Here is a 17,229-nt window from a genome sequence, read left to right as displayed (position 1 = left end):
CCATGACCACCAAGAAACTTGCCATCGTCACCGGCGTCGGCCCGGGTACCGGCGCCTCCATCGTTCGTCGCCTGGTGGCCGACGGCTACCGCGTGGCCATGCTGGCGCGCAACGCCGACCGCCTCGCCGCCCTGCAGGGCGAACTGGCGGACACCCATGCTTTCCCGGTGGACGTCAGCGATAGCGCGCAACTGCAGCGCACGCTGGAGCAGATCCAGGCCGAGCTGGGCGACGCCGACGTGCTGGTGCATAACGCCGTCGGCGCCACCTTCGGCAATTTCCGCGAAATCGATCCGCAGGCCCTCGAAGCCAACTTCCAGACCAATGTCATGGCCTTGCTGCAGTTGGCTCGCACGCTGTCGCCGGCAATGGTGGAAAAGGGCCAGGGCGCGATCATCGTCACCGGCAATACCTCGGCCTTGCGCGGCAAGGGCCATTTCGCCGCCTTTGCGCCAACCAAGGCGGCGCAGCGCATTCTCAGCGAGTCGATCGCCCGTGACCTGGGCCCCAAGGGCGTGCATGTGGCCTACCTGGTGATCGACGCGGTGATCGATGTGGAATGGACCCGCAAGATGCACCCGACCAAACCGGACGCGTTCTTTATCCAGCCGGACGATATCGCCGGCGAGGTCGGCCATCTGATCCAGCAACCCCGCAGCGCCTGGAGCTTCCTGAGCGAAGTGCGACCATTCGGGGAGACCTGGTAAGCCGCAGCCCGGGGGCGGTGCTATCATCCGCCCCCGGATCACGCAGGAGACCGCCACCATGGGCCATTCCCAAGCCAGCAAGCAGAGCACCCACGAACGTATCGTCGCCATCGCCGCCGAGCGTTTCTGCGAGCTGGGCCTCGACGGCCTGAGCATTGCCAACCTTATGAAGGAAGCCGGACTGACCCATGGCGGCTTCTACAAGCATTTCGACTCCCGCGACCAATTGGTGGCAGAGGCACTGGACGCGGCGTTCAAGCGCTCGGAAGACCCGCAACGTAGCCACCGGGCGAATTTCCCCACCCTGGTCAGCGAATACCTGAGCCCCGAGCACCGCGACGGCGTCGGCACCGGGTGCGCGGTCGGTGCGCTGGTCAGCGATATCGGTCGGGTCGAGGGCGAGGCCCGCGAGCTGTACACCAACAAGCTGCGCGCCAACATCAAGGGTATCGCCCGCCTGCTCGGCGGTGACGATGAGGAAAAGCGCAAGCAGGCCATGGTCGCCTTCAGCGCCATGGTCGGCGCCCTTGGCCTGTCCCGGGCCTGCGCGGATGACGCACTGTCGCGAGAAATCCTGACAACGGTGCAAGCGTTCCTCCTCGTCAGCTTCGGCGAAGACTGACGCCCACCTCTACACTCTCCTGACAATCACCAGGAGAGCGTGGCATGAATGACACAGAAGTCCTGATCATCGGCGCCGGCCCCACGGGCTTGGTGCTTGCCCTGTGGTTGAGCAGGCTGGGCGTCAAGGTGCGCATCGTCGACAAGGCGACCGGCCCCGGCACCACCTCCCGTGCCCTGGCGGTCCAGGCGCGCACCCTGGAACTGTATCGCCAGCTGGACCTGGCCGACACGGTGGTCGAGCGCGGCCATCAGGTGCCGGCGGCCAATCTGTGGGTCAGGGGGCAAAAGGCGGCGAAGCTGTCCTTGCAAAATATCGGCGCTGGCCTGACGCCCTACCCCTTCCTGGAAATCTACCCGCAGGACGAACACGAGAAGCTGCTGATCGAGCGCCTGCAAGGCTTCGGCGTCGAGGTGCAGTGGAACACCGAACTGCTCGAACTGAACCAGGACGAAGAGCAGGCCGTGGCCCGCCTGCGCCTGCCCGATGGCCACGAAGAAGACTGTCGCGTGCCTTACCTGGCCGGCTGCGACGGCGCCCGTTCGGCGGTGCGCAAGGCCCTCGGCATCGGCTTCCCCGGCGGCACCTACCAGCAGGTGTTCTATGTTGCCGACGTGCAGGCCTCGGGGCCGGCGCTGGACGGCGAACTGCACGTGGACCTCGACGAGGCGGACTTCGTCGCGGTCTTCCCGCTGGCCGGCGCGGGCCGCGCACGGCTGATCGGCACGGTGCGCGACGAACGTGCCGAACATGCGGAAAACCTCACCTTCGAGGATGTCAGCAGCCGCGCCATCGAGCACATGCAGCTCCAGGTCGAACAGGTCAACTGGTTCTCCACCTACCGTGTGCACCACCGCGTGGCCCAGCAGTTCCGTCGCCACCGCGCCTTCCTGCTCGGCGACGCCGCCCACGTGCACAGCCCGGCCGGCGGCCAGGGCATGAACACCGGGATCGGCGACGCCATCAACCTGGCCTGGAAGCTCGCCAGCGTACTGCACGGCAAGGCCACCGACGAACTGCTCGACAGCTTCGAGATCGAGCGCAAGGCGTTTGCCGAACGCCTGGTCGCCACTACCGACCAGGTCTTCAACTTCGTCAGCGCCAATGGCCGTATCGCCAATCTGCTGCGCACACGCCTGGCACCGGTGCTGCTGTCGCGGCTGATGGCGATGGGCAAGGTGCGCAGCTTCATGTTCCGCACGCTGTCGCAGATCGGCCTCAATTACCGCCTGATGCCCCTGAGTTTCGGCACGGCCGGGCACGTGCATGGCGGCGATCGGCTGCCCTGGGCCCATGATGAGACGGCAGACAACTTCGCCGAACTGGCACGGCCCGGCTGGCAGGTGCATGTCTATGGGCTTGCCGGCAAGGACCTGACCGGCTGGTGCGCGGCGCGGCAGATCCCCTTGCAGGTGTTCGCCTGGAGCCCGGCCCATGAAGCCGCCGGGCTGGCGCGCAACGCGTTCTACCTGATCCGCCCCGACAGCTATGTGGCGCTGGCCGAGGCGTCTTCTTCCACCGCCGCGCTGGAGCGCTACTTCACCGAGCGCTCGCTGAGACCCTGCTGACCCCCGAAGAACCGCCAGGTGGCGTACAGGCACAGGACCAAGCCGGCCACGGCCAGCGAACCGCCGACGCCACCGATCCAGGCCAGGCCGACCTGGCTCACCACGATGCTGCCCAGCAGCGCCCCACCGCCGATACCGACGTTGTACAGGCCGGAGAACATGGCCATGGCCACGTCCGTTGCATCCGACGCCAGTTGCAGCACCTTGGACTGCAAGGCCAGGCTGAAGCACATGATCGCCATGCCCCACAACGCGCACAGGGCGCAGAGCAACCACGGCACCCCGGCCAGCGGCAGCAGCAACGACAGGGAAACGGCCAGCGCGGCGATGGCGGCGATCAGGAAACCGCGGGGGAAACCTTCACTGAAATGGCTGAACAGGAACGAGCCGAAGATCCCCGCACCACCGAACACCAGCAACAGGATGGTGGTCATCTCGCTGCTCAGCGCCGCCACGTCCCGGGCGAACGGCTCGATATAGCTGTAGCCGGTGAACTGCGCGGTGATCACCAGCACCACCAGGGCGTACACCGACATCAACGCGGGACGCTTGAGCAGGATCGGCAGACTGCGCAGCGAGCCGGAGTTCTGGCTTGGCAGCAACGGCAGCGAACGCAGCAGCCACAGCAGCGTCGCCACCGAGACCACGGCGATCCCGAGGAAGGTGGTGCGCCAGCCCAGCGCTTCACCCACCACCCGACCGAGCGGGATGCCGAGGACCATTGCCAGGGTGGTGCCGGTCGCCAGCAACCCCAGGGCCTTGGCCTGCTTGCCCGGCGGCGCCACGCGCACCGCCAGCGACGCGGTGATCGACCAGAACACCGCATGGGCCAGGGCGATGCCGACCCGGCTGACCAGCAGCATGCCGAAGCTGGTGGCCATGCTCGACAGCACATGGCTGACGCTGAACAGCACGAACAGCAGGCCCAGCAAGCGGCGGCGCTCGATATTGCGGGTCAGTAGCATCATCGGCAGCGACGTCAGCGACACCACCCAGGCATAGACCGTGAGCATCAATCCGACCTGGGACGCCGGCATATCGAAACTGCGCCCGATATCGCTGAGCAACGCCACCGGGACGAACTCGGTGGTGTTGAAGATAAAGGCGCCGAGGGCCAGGGCGAAGACACTGAGCCAGCTGCCGCTGCGGGTTTCTGTGGGGCTGATCATGCGCGGGGAAAGGCTCCTGGAAAGGCTGAATCGCGGACGTGACGAAGGCATCCATGACCCTGAGGGTCGGATGTGCCTTACGGTCTTTGTAGGAATGATGGCCGGAGTCTACGTTAGCCAACCCCCTGTCGCAAACGCCTGGCACAGGCTTTTGTCTTGGACGCCAAAACCAGGCGCCAGAATTCCGCCAGTTTTCTGCGCCGCTGCGGAAAATTATTCATCGCCGCTGAAAGCATCGGAATAGAGCGAAAGAAGCCACTGATACACATATTGAAACAACTACCGTGATGGCTTTTTGACGGAGCCCAACGCCGCTGCGCTATACCTGAAAAAACTTCACTTCATGAAGCAGCCTGTTGCGGAGGCCCTATGCACGTCCTGATCGCCCGACTCCAGCGCAAGGGACTGCGCCGCACCCTCCTCACCCTGTGGCGCCGCCACATATTTTTCCACTGGGAGCTGCTGTGGATGGAACGCGACCTGGCGACGCCGGTCGGCCCGCACAGCCTCAAGGACCACCCGCCGGTGCGCCTGGAGACCATCACCGAAGCCAATGCCGATGCCTTCGCGCGCCATTTCGGCGATCGCGTCGGGACCATGCGCGAACTGGCCCGCGAAGGGCATGTCGGGCACATGTACCTGGATGACGCGGGCGACGCGGTGGCCTTTATCTGGGCCAGTACCCGCGACTATCACGACCGTCATTACTACGGCTGCACCTTCCCGGTGGCGCCGGGGGACTTCTTCGAATTCGGCGGGGAAATGATCCCCGCCTATTTCGGCACCCGGCTCTCGGTGGATGCCCAGGTCGGCCTGTGGCAAGCCATGCAGGCACGTGGCTGCAGCCGGGTGGTGGATGTGGTGGAAACCCACAACGTGCCGGCCCTCAAGCTGCACCTGCGCATGGGTTACCAGGAGCAAGGCCGGGTAATGCACGTATACGGGCTGTTCGGGCGCTGGAAGCTGTTTCGCCAGAGCCGCTACAGCGGCTCGCGGCTGGTGCTGCTGTGCAAGACAAGGGCGCAGCCGGTGAAGGTGGAGATGGCCTGACAGATGATTTCAGGTGATCCCTATGGGAGCTGGCTGGCCAGCTCTCTTAGAACAAAAACATAACTCTTTGATTTACAAGGACCCTGTGGGAGCGGGTTCACCCGCGATTGCTATGGTGAACTCAATACCGCTATCGCGGGTGAACCCGCTCCCACAGGGTACGCGTCGTGCTTTGAAAACTGTTCTCTGCGCAACAGCGCAGCCTGCAAGGGCATTTACCGCTCCATCATTCCAGGGTGATTTTCCCCGCCTCGATCACCTCGCCCCAGCGCTTGCCATCCTCGGCGATCAATTCGGCGAATCCGGCAGGCGTGCCTTGCTCGACGCTGATGCCGTTCTGGGCGAAGCGCTCGGCGGTTTGCGGTGACCTGGCAATGACGCCAATGGCCCCGCTCAACTTTTCCACCAGTTCCGGCGCCGCGCCCCTGGGCAATACGATGCCGAACCAGCCCGAGGCGACGAACCCCGGCAACCCGGCTTCGGTGGCGCTGGGCACGCCGGGCAGCAGCGGCGAGCGCTCGGCGCTGCTGAGCACCAGGCCCTTGAGCTTGCCGGCCTGGATCTGCGGGGCGAGGACGGTGAGGGTGTCCACCGCCACGTCCACTTCGCCGCCGAGCAGGCCGGTCACTGCCGGAGCGCTGCCTTTGTAGGGCACATGCAGCAGGTCGGTGCCGGACAGGTGCTTGAGCAGCTCGCCGGAGAGATGGCAAAGCGTGCCATTGCCGCACGACGAGTAGCTCAACGCCCCCGGCCTGGCCTTGGCCTCGGCGATCAGCGCCGGCAGCGAGTCGATCTTGCTCGACGCCTGCACCGCCACCACGTTCGGCACCGAGGCCACCACCGCCACCGGCACGAAGTCCTTGACCGGGTCGTAGCGCAGGTCCTTTTGCAGGTTCGGCAGGATGGCCAGTTGTCCGGCCGTGGCCAGGGACAGGGTGTAGCCATCGGGCTTGGCCTTGGCCACCGCTTCGGCGGCGATCGCCGTGCCGGCGCCGGGCTTGTTGTCCACCACCACCGGCTGGCCCAGCGATGTGGAAAGCTGCTCGGCGTAGTAACGGCCGATGGTGTCCGCCGCACCACCGGGCGGGAATGGCACCACCAGGGTCAGCGGTCGACTCGGGTAATTGTCGGCCTGGGCCAGGCCGGTGATGCCCAGGGCCAGGGCGGCCAGGGCGAAGGTGACGGAGCGGGCAAGTTTCATGGAGCAATTCCTGGACGAGGGGGAGAAGAAAGTCACTCTTCGCTGAAGGCCACCTGGCGGGTGGCACGCAAGCGTGGCGAGCACATCAACAGCACCACCAATGCGGTGACGATCAGCAGGGTCAGGCTCAAGGGCCGAGTGAAGAACACCGTGGGATCGCCACGGGACAGCAGCATCGCCCGGCGCAGGTTCTCTTCCATCAGCGGGCCGAGCAGGTAGCCCAGCAGCAGCGGTGCCGGCTCGCAGCGCAGCTTGATCAACAGGTAGCCGAGCAAGCCGAAGGCCACGGTCAGCAGCACGTCGAACAGGCTGTTGTTGACGCTGTACACGCCAATGCAGCAGAACAGCAGGATCGACGGGTACAGCAGGCGGTACGGCACCGCCAGCAGGCGCACCCAGATGCCCACCAACGGCAGGTTGAGCACCAGCAGCAACAGGTTGCCCAGCCACATGCTGACGATCAGGCCCCAGAACAGCTCGGGGCGCTCGTCGATCACCTGGGGGCCGGGGACGATACCGTGGATCATCATCGCCCCGGCCATCAGCGCCATCACCGCGTTGGACGGCAGGCCCAGCACCAGCATGGGGATGAAGGACGTCTGCGCCCCGGCATTGTTGGCCGACTCGGGCCCGGCAACCCCTTCGATGGCGCCCTGGCCGAAGCGCTCCGGCTCCCTGGCCAGGCGCTTCTCGATCATGTACGAGGCGAAGGAACCGAGCATCGCCCCGCCGCCGGGCAAGATGCCCAACAGCGAACCGAGCCCGGTGCCGCGCAGGATCGGTTTCCAGCTGCGTCGATAGTCGTCCCGCGACGGCATCAGACTGCCGACCCGGGCCACCTGGGCCTTGCCGCCGTGATCGCGCTCGAGGTTGGCGATGATCTCGGCGATACCGAAGATGCCCATCGAGATCACCACGAAGCTGATGCCGTCGCTCAACTCGGGAATGCCGAAGGTGAAGCGCTCGACCCCGGAATTCACATCGGTGCCGACCAGCCCGAGCAGCAGCCCGAGCAAGGTCATGGCGATGGCCTTGAGTACGTCGCCCTGGGCCAGGACGATGGCCGCCACCAAGCCCAGCAGCATCAGCGAAAAATATTCCGCCGGGCCGAATTTCAAGGCGGCCTCCGCCAATGGCGTGGCAGCGGCGGCCAGCAGCAGGATCGCCAGGCTGCCGGCAACGAACGAACCGATCGCCGCGATGGCCAGCGCCGCTCCCGCCCTGCCCTTGCGCGCCATGGCATGGCCGTCGAGGCAGGTCACCACCGAGGAGGACTCGCCGGGCAGGTTGACCAGGATCGCGGTGGTCGAACCTCCATACTGGGCGCCGTAGTAGATACCGGAGAGCATGATCAACGCCGCCGACGGGGTCAGGCCGTAGGTGATCGGCAGCAGCATGGCGATGGTCGCCACCGGCCCCAGCCCCGGCAGGACGCCGACCAGGGTGCCGAGGGTGACGCCGACGAAGCAGTACAGCAGGTTGTTCAGGGTAAAGGCCGCTTGCAGGCCGATCGTCAGGTGATCGAGCAGTTCCATGGCGCGCCCTCAGACCGGCCAGGCCGGCAGGTTGAGGCCCAGGCCCCAGGCAAACACCGCCACACTGAACAGCCCCAGCACGCAACCGAGCACGGTCAGTTCGCCAAGGTGGGCGCGGCGCCGGGCCAGGCCGCTGAGCAGGGTCATGAGCAAGGTTGATAGGGCCAGGCCCAGGCTTGGCAGCAACAGGGCGAAGGCCACCACGCTGCCGCCTATGGACAGCCCGGGCCGGGCCTGGAACAGCTCGCCCAGCGCCACCCGTTCCCGCGACGATGCCAGGCCGCGTACCAGCAGGACCGCCCCCAGGACACACAGCGCCAGGCTGACCAACCAGGGGAAATAACCGGCGCCCATGCGCATGGCAGTGCCGCTGGCGTAGTCGCGGCCGATCAACAGGCCGGCCAGGCCGAAGCCGAGAAACAGCAGGCCGGCCAGCAATTCGCGGGCATCGGGAATCAGTCGGGTACGCACGGGTCTCTCCAGGTGCCAGTGTCCGGCACTGTGGTTGACGATCCGCGCGTGCGGTCTCGTGGGGGCTGAATGGAGTGGATCAGGCCAGTCGAGCAGCGACCTTGGCCCGGGTCAGCGGCAGCAATTCGCGGCCATAGTCCTCGGCATCGACCACCGGGTCGAAGCCACGGATCAGGAAGGTCTTCACGCCCAGGTCGTAGTAGGCCAGCAAGGCATCGGCCACCTGCTCGGGGGTGCCCACCAGCGCAGTGGAGTTGTGCCCGCCGCCGACCAGCCCGGCGATCCCGGTCCATAGCCGCTCATCGACCCGCTCGCCCTTGGCCACGGTGTCGAGCAGGCGCTGGGCGCCGACGCTCTGCGGCTTGTTGGCGATCACCGGGCCGGAGCGCTCGATACGCTGGCGCGCCGTGCCAAGAATGCTTTCGGCCTTGGCCCAGGCGGCCTCCTCGGTGGCGGCGATGATCGGCCGGAACGACACGCTGAACTCGATCTCGCGACCGTGGCGAGCCGCCTCGGCACGCACCGCGGCGATGGTCTCGCGGGTCTGCTCCAGCGACTCGCCCCACAGGGCGAAGACATCGGCATGTTTGCCGGCGACCTGCAGCGCGGCCGCCGAGGAGCCGCCGAAATACACCGGCAAGTGGGGTTTCTGCAGGGGCTTGATCGCCGAGAAGGCCTTTTCTGCCTGGTAGTAGGTGCCCGCATGGTCGAATGGACGTTCCTCGGTCCAGACCTTGCGCACCACCTCGAGGAACTCGTCGGTGCGGGCGTAGCGCTGGTCGTGCTCGAGGTAGTCGCCGTCCTTGCGCTGCTCGACGTCGTTGCCGCCGCTGATCACATGCAGGGCCAGGCGCCCGTCGAGCAGGTGCTCAAGGGTCGCCAGCTTGCGTGCGGCCAGGGTCGGGGCGACGAAGCCCGGGCGGTGGGCAAGCAGGAAGTGGATCCTGGACGTCGCCAGCCCGGCCAGGGCGGTGACCAGGAAGCCGTCCGGCTGATCGGACCAATAGCCCACCAGGACACGGTCGAAACCCGCCTCTTCATGCACCTGGGCGAAACGGGTGATGTACGCCTTGTCGAAGATCGGGCCGCTGGCGTCGATGGTTTCCGATGACAGCCGATGGCCGATCATGCCGATGAATTGCACGCTCATGCTGGATCTCCCTGAAGGCGGACGGTTATAGGAACGGGGATGTTCAAAACGATCGCTTATAAGCTAACGGCAGCACCGTCCGCTGTGAAATTCTTTTCCGGCATAAGCTAATACAAAAAATAAAGAATAATCTTTTATCTTTAAAATTCTTGTTTCGCATATTAGCTTATGCGGAATTCGAATTTTGAGAATGATCCTGCCGTTGCTAGGGTTCCTTGAAACCGCAGCCTGAGCCTTGAAAAATGACCCATCCCCTACGTCTCGACCGCCTGCGCCGGTTCATCGGCGACCTGGCCGAACTGCTGGAGCAGGAACACGAAGAAGCCGCCATCCTCGATCGCGGGCAGAACCTGTTGCAGCAATTGGTAGCCCATGACGACTGGCTGCCCCCGGAGCTGGCCCAACCCAGCCCCGAGCGTTACCAGCAGTTCCTCCTGCACGCCGATTCACGCCAGCGCTTTTCGGTGGTGAGTTTCGTCTGGGGCCCGGGGCAGCGCACGCCGATCCACGATCACCGGGTCTGGGGCCTGATCGGCATGCTGCGCGGCGCCGAGTATTCCCAGGGCTTCGCCCGTACCGAAAGCGGCGCGCTGATTCCGGCGGGCGACGCCGTGCGCCTGGAGCCCGGGCAGGTCGAAGCGGTGTCGCCACGTATTGGCGATATCCATGAAGTGCGCAATGCCCACGACGACCAGGTGTCCATCAGCATCCACGTGTATGGCGCCAACATCGGCGCGGTAAAACGTGCCGTGTACCTCGCCGACGGCAGCGAGAAACCCTTTATCTCCGGTTATTCCAACACCCGCCTGCCCAATATCTGGGACCTGTCCAAAGAGAACCCTGCCCCATGAGCACCGCGACTACCCGCTCCTACGCCGAGCTGCGCCAGCACCTGCTGGCCAAGGACGAACTGGCCCTGATCGATGTGCGCGAAGAAGCGCCCTTCGCCCTGGAGCACCCGCTTTTCGCGGCCAATATTCCCCTGTCGAAACTGGAAATCGAGATCTATGCACGGGTGCCGCGTCGCGATACCCAGGTGACGGTCTACGACGATGGCGAAGGCCTTGCCGCGCTGGCCGCCGAGCGCCTGCGCGAGCTGGGCTACAGCAACGTGGCCTTGCTCGAAGGCGGCCTGGCAGGCTGGCGCGAGGCCGGCGGCGAGCTGTTTCGCGACGTCAATGTGCCGAGCAAGGCCTTTGGCGAGCTGGTAGAAGCCAAGCGTCATACGCCGTCGCTGGCCGCCGAAGAGGTCCAGCAGTTGCTCGATGAAAACGCCGATGTGGTGGTGCTCGATGCCCGCCGTTTCGATGAATACCAGACCATGAGCATTCCCGGTGGCATCAGCGTGCCGGGGGCGGAACTGGTGTTGCGCGTGGCCGAACTGGCGCCGGACCCGAACACCCGCGTCATCGTCAACTGCGCCGGCCGCACCCGCAGCATCATCGGCACCCAGTCGCTGGTCAACGCCGGCATTCCCAACCCGGTCTCGGCCTTGCGCAACGGCACCATCGGCTGGACCCTGGCCGGGCAGCAACTGGCCCATGGGCAATCGCAACGCTTCGCCGAGGTCGGCGACGAGACGCGCGCCTCCGCCGCACGCCGGGCCCGCGCGGTAGCGGACAAGGCCGGGGTGGCACGCATTTCCAGGGACACCCTGGCGGCGTGGCAGGCAGAGGCTCATCGCACCACCTACCTGTTCGACGTGCGCACCCCCGAGGAATACGCCCGCGGCCACCTGCCCGGCAGCCGTTCCACGCCGGGCGGTCAACTGGTCCAGGAAACCGACCACAACGCCAGCGTGCGCGGCGCGCGTATCGCGCTGGTTGACGATGATGGCGTGCGCGCCAACATGAGCGCTTCCTGGCTGGCGCAGATGGGCTGGGAGGTGGCAGTCCTGGACGGTCTGCGCAAGAGCGATTTCAGCGAGACCGGTGACTGGCAGGCGCCATTGCCGGAACTGCCGCAGCCACCGTCGATCCAGGGCGGTGAACTGCAGCAATGGCTGGACGCTGGCGACACCGTACTGCTGGACTTCACCACCAGCGCCAACTATGTGCAGCGGCATATCCCCGGCGCGCATTGGGCGATTCGTGCACAGCTGGCCCAGGCCCTGGAAAAACTGCCGGTGGCCGAGCGCTACGTGGTGACCTGCGGCAGCAGCCTGCTGGCGCGCTTCGCCGCCGTTGACCTGCAGGCGCTGACGCGCAAGCCGGTATTCCTGCTCGAAGGCGGCACCGGACGCTGGATCGCCGAAGGCCGACCGCTGGAGCATGGCGAAACCAGCCTGGCGGTACCGCGCAGCGACCGTTATCGCCGGCCCTATGAAGGCACGGATAACCCGCGCGAGGCGATGCAAGGGTACCTGGACTGGGAGTTCGGCCTGGTGGAGCAGTTGGGACGGGATGGGACCCATGGGTTCTTCGTGATCTGACACACCACCTATCCAACCCCTGACAACAATCCCTGTGGGAGCTGGCTTGCCAGCTCCCACAGGGATTTTTTGCAGCTCATTAACAATCGTTTTTTGCATATTTATGATTATTTATAATTCAAAAAAAGAATAATATTTATATTCCAAAAAAGAATTTCCAATCAGTTTCTTATAAAAATAAGATCAACCCCAGACGATCTCGTCACCCCTTCACCACTCCCCAGGCGATCCACCTGCACCCACACCCAGGGCCAGTGCCAGCTTCGATGGACCAAGCCCGCATGCCCCAGCATTTCCCCTTCAGCACCCTGACCACCGCCCTGCTCCTGGCCGGACTCGCACCCCAGGTCGTAGCCGCCAGCAACGATACCCACCTGGACACCGTGACCGTGATCTCCACCGGCATCCGCGGCCAGGAACGCACGGTGGCCGACAGCCCGGCACCGATCGATGTGATCAACAGCGAGCAACTGCTCAAGACCGGCCGCGCCGAACTCTCCGAAGCCATTTCGCGCCTGCTGCCGTCATTCAACTTCGGCACCAATATCGCCGGCTACAACTCGGTGACCCGGCCCCTGAGCAACCGCAGCCTGGGCCCGGCCTACACCCTGGTGCTGGTCAACGGCAAGCGCCGGCACAACGGCGCGGTGGGCCAGCGCGGCAACATCGACAACAGCGGCGCCAACGCGGTGGATATCGACCTGATCCCGGTCAGCGCCGTGGATCACATCGAAGTGCTCAAGGACAGCGCCGCCGCCCAGTACGGCTCCGATGCAGTGGCCGGGGTGATCAACATCATCCTCAAGACCAGCGCCTCCGGCGGGCATGTCGAGAGCAGCTACGGCAAGCTCTACTCCGGCCAGGGCGAAACCATCAAGGTGGCCGGTGACCAGGGCTTCAAGCTGGGTGAAAGCGGCTTCCTGCACCTCTCCGCCGATGCGCGCAAACGCGGTGATGCCGCCTGGAACGGCAAGGCCGACAGTAGCGTGAGGGCCTTCCGCGACCCGGTGAAGGAAGCAGCCTGGGACCGCGTAGCGATCAAGAACGGTGACCCCGAGATCAAGGCCTTTAACGTCGCCTACAACGCCGAACTGCCGCTGGACGCCCTGACCCTGTATTCCTACGCCACCTACGGCGAACGCGATGCCGAGGCCTACAACTATTTCCGCCTGCCCACCGGCACCGCCGCGGTGCCCGAGCTGTTCCCCGACGGCTACTACCCGCTGAACAACATCAAGGACCGCGACTACCAGTTCCTCTTCGGCGGCAAGGGCGAACGCGCCGACTGGCACTGGGACCTGAGCACCACCTACGGGCGCAACAATATCCACCACTCCAGCGACTTCAACATCAACCCGTCCCTGGGCACCGCCAGCCCGACCAGCTTCGACAACCTGGCGACCTTCCGCTTCGAACAGTGGGTCAACAACTTCGACCTGACCCGCCGCTACGACAGCCTGTTCGGCCTGACCTCGCCGGTGCAGGTGTCGGCCGGCCTGGAACACCGCTGGGAGCGCTTCAGCACCTTCGCCGGCGACCCCGAGGCATACATCACCGGCAGCTACCCCGCCGCCTCCGGCGCCCAGGCCGCGGTGACCCTGCGCCAGGAAGACGAAGTCAGCCTGATCCGCAACAACTACGCGGCCTACCTCGACCTGGGCTTCGATCTCACCGAGCGCTGGTTCCTCGACCTCGCCGGGCGCGTCGAGCACTACGACGACGATTCCGGCAATACCTTCGGCCTCAAGCTCAACTCGCGCTACGAGCTGACCGACCAATGGGCCGTGCGTGGCACCGTGGGTACCGGCTTCCGCGCGCCGTCCCTGACCCAGATCGGCTACACCGTGGCCGACAACCGCGTCGCCACCGACGTCAATGGCAACGTGGTTCCGGCAGTGACCCGCCTGACCCCGTCCGACAGCAGCCTGGCCGCCGCCCTCGGCGGTGACAAGCTCAAGCCGGAGAAATCGCGCAACCTGGGCCTGGGCGTGACCTGGCAACCGGCACCGCGCACCAGCATCACCGCCGACGCCTACCTGATCGACATCGACGACCGCATCACCCTGACCAGCAACATCTACGACCAGGGCAACGGGGTGATCACCTCGATCCTGCAAAGCCAGGGCGTGGCCCCGGGCACCTGGGTCAACTACTACACCAACGCCTACGACACCCGCACCAAGGGCCTGGACATCGTCGCCGACCACAGCACCGACTTCGGCGCCTGGGGCGACGTGCGCTGGAGCCTGGCGTTCAACTGGAACAAGACCAGCATCGAGGACGTGCGCGACACACCGGCGTCGCTGGCCGGCTCCGGGGTGACCCTGGTGGGCCGCGACCGCGAGGGCGACCTGACCGTGGCCAGCCCGGAAACCAAGTGGATCCTCGGCGCCAACTGGAAGGTCGACAACCTTGCGGTCAACCTGCAGACCACCCGCTACGGCAGCGTCAAGACCCTTGCAGTCAACCCCAGCGGCGATCGCAGCTTCGGTGCCAAGTGGATCACCGACCTGGACGTGGCCTACACCTTCTTCGACCAGCTGACCGTCAGCATCGGCGCCACCAACCTGTTCGACGTGCGCCCGGACAAGCATGCGGTGTACAGCCCGCTTGGCCTGGCACCCTACGGCAACCCGCCATTCCACCCTGGTGGTGGCTATTGGTACAGCAAGATCGCCTACGACTTCTGACCCACCCGGCCGCGCCGCCGGGATGCGGCGCGGCCCTGCTCCGACAACGGAACGAGGAATCGCCCATGAGACTGCAACGAACCCTGGCCAGCGCGGCCATCCTGCTTGCCCTGGGACTGTCCGGCTGCTCGCCTTCGCAACCGGACGCCAAGGCGGCGAGCACCCTGAAGATCGCCTTTTTCAACGACAACACCCAACTGGTCAGCATCGATCCGTTCCAGGTCTACTGGCTGGAACACCGGGTGGTGCTGCGCAACGTGGTCGAGGCCCTGACCGACCAGGACCCGCAGACCGGGCAGATCATTCCGTGGCTGGCCGAACGCTGGGAGATCAGCCCGGATGCCCGGGAGTACACCTTCTACCTGCGTAAAGGCGTAACCTTCAGCAACGGCGAGGCATTCGACGCACAGGCGGTCAAGACCGCCTTCGACAGCAACAAGGCCTTCGCCGCCGAGCTGCCGAGCACCTTCGGTGCCACCTACCTGGCCGGCTACGACCACGCCGAGATCCTCGACCCGTACAGCATCAAGCTGGTGCTGAGCAAACCCAACGCGGGCTTCCTGCAGGCCACCTCCACCACCAACCTGTCGATCCTGGCCCCCGAGTCGTACCGCAAGACCGCCAAGGAACGCTCCCTGGGCGCGGTGATCGGCACCGGCCCGTTCAAGATCGACCACTACACCCCGGAAAGCGGCCTGCGCCTGGTCCGTCGCGAAGGCTACGCCTGGGCCTCGGCCAACGTGCAGAACAAGGGCGACGCGCACCTGTCGGCCATCGAGGTCAGCTATGTGCCCGAGGAAAGCGTGCGCAACGGCCTGTTCCTGCAGGGCAAGGTGGATATCCTCTGGCCGCGGGTGCCGTTCTCCGAGGTCGACCTGCAGCTGTTCCAGCGCAACGACGCGACCATCCAGAGCCGCTCGCTGCCGGGCCCGGCCTGGAACCTCTACCCCAATACCCGCGACAACCGCATCCTCGCCGACCAGAAGGTACGCCTGGCCCTGCAAAAGGCCATCGACCGCAAGAGCTACGCCAGCACCGTCTACAACGAAGCCTTCCCGGTGGTGGACGGCGTCTACGATGTGACCACCCCGTACTTCCGCAGCCAGGGCGACAAGCTGGCCTACGACCCGCAAGGCGCGGCCCGGCTGCTGGACGAGGCCGGCTGGACCCTGGGCCAGGACAACTACCGCTACAAGGACGGCAAGCGCCTGGTCCTGCTGTACAACCTGGCCGGCAAGGAAACCCCCGGCGACGTGCTGATCCAGGACCAACTGCGCAAGCTCGGCATCGAACTCAAGCTCAAGGTGCAGACCACCGCCGAGTGGGCCGCGAACAACGCCGCCGGCAACTATGACCTGACCTACACCTACATGACCCGGGCCGACCCGATCATCCTGCAGACCATCCTCGACCCGCGCAGCGCCAACAGCTCGACCCTGGCCACCAACACCTACGCACCGAACGTGCTGCCCGTGGCGCAGAACCTGTTCGACGCCGGCCTCACCGCCACCGCACCGCAACAGCGCGCCGACGCCTACGGCCAGCTGCAGGACCTGCTGATCGACCAGGGCTCGGCAATCCCGGTGTACGAGCGGGTGTGGCAGGCGGCCACCTCCAAGCGCGTGCAGAACTTCCGCTGGAGCGCCGAGGGCTTTGCCTTCCTCAACGACATCGAGGTCAAGCCATGAGCCGCTACCTGCTCGGCCGCATTGCCCAGGCCGCCCTGGTGCTGTGGGGGGCGTACAGCATCACCTACTTCATCCTCTACCTGCTGCCGGGTGATCCGCTGAGCATCATGCTCAGCGCCTCGGGCATGGAGATCGATGCGCTGTCGCCGGAGCAACTGGCGAAAGCCAAGGCCTATTACGGGCTGGACCAGGGCTTGCTGGAGCGCTACATCAACCTGCTGCTCGGCGTATTGCAAGGCGACCTGGGCCAATCACTGACCCTGAACCGCCCGGTCACCGCGATCCTCGCCGAACGCCTGCCGCAGACCCTGGCCCTGGCCGGGTTCGCCATCGTCCTGTCGCTGATCGGCGGCGTGGGCCTGGCGTACCTGGCCGCCTACGTGCGCTGGCAACCCTTGAAGACCGCACTGTCGCGCCTGCCGGCGCTGGGCTTTTCCGTGCCGGTGTTCTGGATGGGCCTGCTGCTGATCCAGATCTTCGCCTTCGGCCTGGGCTGGTTCCCGGCCACTGGCAGCACCGGCTTCGACAGCCTGGTACTGCCAGCGGTAACCCTGGCCATTCCCAGCGCGGCGGTCTACGCCCAGGTGCTGCAACGCGGCTTCCAGGATGTCTGGCGCGAGCCCTACATCGTTACCGCCTACGCCAAGGGCCTCAGCCGCGCCCAGGTGCAGGCCCGCCACGGCCTGCGCAATGCCGCCCTGCCGCTGCTGACGCTGATCGGCCTGCAGGTGGGCAACACGGTGTCCGGTGCCGTGCTGGTGGAGACCATCTTCGCCCGCAACGGCGTTGGCCGGCTGGTGCAGGAGGCGGTGCTGCGCCAGGACATCCCGCTGGTACTGGCGGTGGTGACGGTGTCCGCGGCCGCCTTCGTGCTGGTCAACCTGCTGGTGGACCTGCTCTACCCCATCCTCGATCCGCGCATTACCCATGCGCCCAAGGTGAGCTGA

14 protein-coding genes are annotated in these 17,229 nt (G+C 65.6%); 9 read left to right on the top strand and 5 right to left on the bottom strand.

The window, feature by feature from the left end:
* The first annotated feature begins 2 nt into the window (after positions 1-2).
* From ACKLLE_RS06145 to ACKLLE_RS06135, 3 genes are read left to right on the top strand one after another with little or no spacing between them, the layout of a single operon-like run.
* Positions 3-707 (top strand): SDR family NAD(P)-dependent oxidoreductase, encoded by a 705-nt coding sequence (locus ACKLLE_RS06145; protein WP_064303477.1) that lies wholly within the window; start codon positions 3-5, stop codon positions 705-707.
* Between the two features lie 58 nt (positions 708-765).
* On the top strand, positions 766-1,329 hold the full coding sequence (locus ACKLLE_RS06140; protein WP_420057226.1) for a TetR/AcrR family transcriptional regulator: 564 nt from the start codon (positions 766-768) through the stop codon (positions 1,327-1,329).
* Between the two features lie 44 nt (positions 1,330-1,373).
* Positions 1,374-2,897 (top strand): FAD-dependent monooxygenase, encoded by a 1,524-nt coding sequence (locus tag ACKLLE_RS06135; RefSeq protein ID WP_420057225.1) that lies wholly within the window; start codon positions 1,374-1,376, stop codon positions 2,895-2,897.
* On the opposite strand, the gene ACKLLE_RS06130 is transcribed toward ACKLLE_RS06135, so the two are convergent.
* The gene (locus ACKLLE_RS06130; RefSeq protein WP_420057224.1) at positions 2,864-4,066 is read right to left on the bottom strand and encodes a sugar transporter; all 1,203 of its coding nucleotides are present in this window, start codon (positions 4,064-4,066) and stop codon (positions 2,864-2,866) included. The two genes, ACKLLE_RS06135 and ACKLLE_RS06130, sit on opposite strands and share 34 nt — an antisense overlap.
* A 369-nt stretch (positions 4,067-4,435) precedes the next feature.
* On the opposite strand from ACKLLE_RS06130, the gene ACKLLE_RS06125 reads away from it, so the two are divergent.
* Entirely contained in the window at positions 4,436-5,116 is a 681-nt protein-coding gene (locus ACKLLE_RS06125) for a GNAT family N-acetyltransferase (protein ID WP_420057223.1), read from the top strand.
* A gap of 226 nt (positions 5,117-5,342) precedes the next feature.
* Here the strand turns inward: ACKLLE_RS06125 and ACKLLE_RS06120 are convergent, their stop codons facing one another.
* The 4 genes from ACKLLE_RS06120 to ACKLLE_RS06105 all read right to left on the bottom strand — a co-directional run bounded on the left by ACKLLE_RS06120 (position 5,343) and on the right by ACKLLE_RS06105 (position 9,473).
* A complete protein-coding gene (locus ACKLLE_RS06120) occupies positions 5,343-6,317 on the bottom strand; it encodes a Bug family tripartite tricarboxylate transporter substrate binding protein (RefSeq protein WP_420057221.1) in 975 nt (324 codons plus the stop codon).
* A gap of 32 nt (positions 6,318-6,349) precedes the next feature.
* Entirely contained in the window at positions 6,350-7,852 is a 1,503-nt protein-coding gene (locus ACKLLE_RS06115) for a tripartite tricarboxylate transporter permease (protein WP_420057220.1), read from the bottom strand.
* A 9-nt stretch (positions 7,853-7,861) separates the two neighbouring features.
* On the bottom strand, positions 7,862-8,323 hold the full coding sequence (locus ACKLLE_RS06110; protein ID WP_009401390.1) for a tripartite tricarboxylate transporter TctB family protein: 462 nt from the start codon (positions 8,321-8,323) through the stop codon (positions 7,862-7,864).
* Between the two features lie 79 nt (positions 8,324-8,402).
* Positions 8,403-9,473, bottom strand: coding sequence for an LLM class flavin-dependent oxidoreductase (locus ACKLLE_RS06105; RefSeq protein ID WP_064303471.1), 1,071 nt, complete (start codon positions 9,471-9,473; stop codon positions 8,403-8,405).
* A gap of 242 nt (positions 9,474-9,715) precedes the next feature.
* Between ACKLLE_RS06105 and ACKLLE_RS06100 the strand changes: the two genes are divergently transcribed.
* The 5 genes from ACKLLE_RS06100 (at position 9,716) to ACKLLE_RS06080 (ending at position 17,229) form a co-directional block, all read left to right on the top strand.
* Entirely contained in the window at positions 9,716-10,324 is a 609-nt protein-coding gene (locus tag ACKLLE_RS06100; RefSeq protein WP_009401386.1) for a cysteine dioxygenase family protein, read from the top strand.
* The gene (locus tag ACKLLE_RS06095; RefSeq protein WP_420057219.1) at positions 10,321-11,904 is read left to right on the top strand and encodes a rhodanese-related sulfurtransferase; all 1,584 of its coding nucleotides are present in this window, start codon (positions 10,321-10,323) and stop codon (positions 11,902-11,904) included. The genes ACKLLE_RS06100 and ACKLLE_RS06095 overlap by 4 nt, the downstream gene beginning before the upstream one ends.
* A gap of 281 nt (positions 11,905-12,185) precedes the next feature.
* Positions 12,186-14,594 (top strand): TonB-dependent receptor plug domain-containing protein, encoded by a 2,409-nt coding sequence (locus ACKLLE_RS06090; RefSeq protein WP_420057218.1) that lies wholly within the window; start codon positions 12,186-12,188, stop codon positions 14,592-14,594.
* Positions 14,595-14,659: 65 nt separating this feature from the next.
* Positions 14,660-16,282 (top strand): ABC transporter substrate-binding protein, encoded by a 1,623-nt coding sequence (locus ACKLLE_RS06085; protein WP_420057216.1) that lies wholly within the window; start codon positions 14,660-14,662, stop codon positions 16,280-16,282.
* On the top strand, positions 16,279-17,229 hold the full coding sequence (locus ACKLLE_RS06080) for an ABC transporter permease (RefSeq protein WP_064303466.1): 951 nt from the start codon (positions 16,279-16,281) through the stop codon (positions 17,227-17,229). The genes ACKLLE_RS06085 and ACKLLE_RS06080 overlap by 4 nt, the downstream gene beginning before the upstream one ends.

The organism is Pseudomonas bharatica, from assembly GCF_048586865.1.
Classification (GTDB): Bacteria; Pseudomonadota; Gammaproteobacteria; order Pseudomonadales; family Pseudomonadaceae; genus Aquipseudomonas; species Aquipseudomonas bharatica.
The sequence above is the reverse complement of the archived record's forward strand: the minus strand, read 5'-3'. Positions and strand labels throughout refer to the sequence as shown.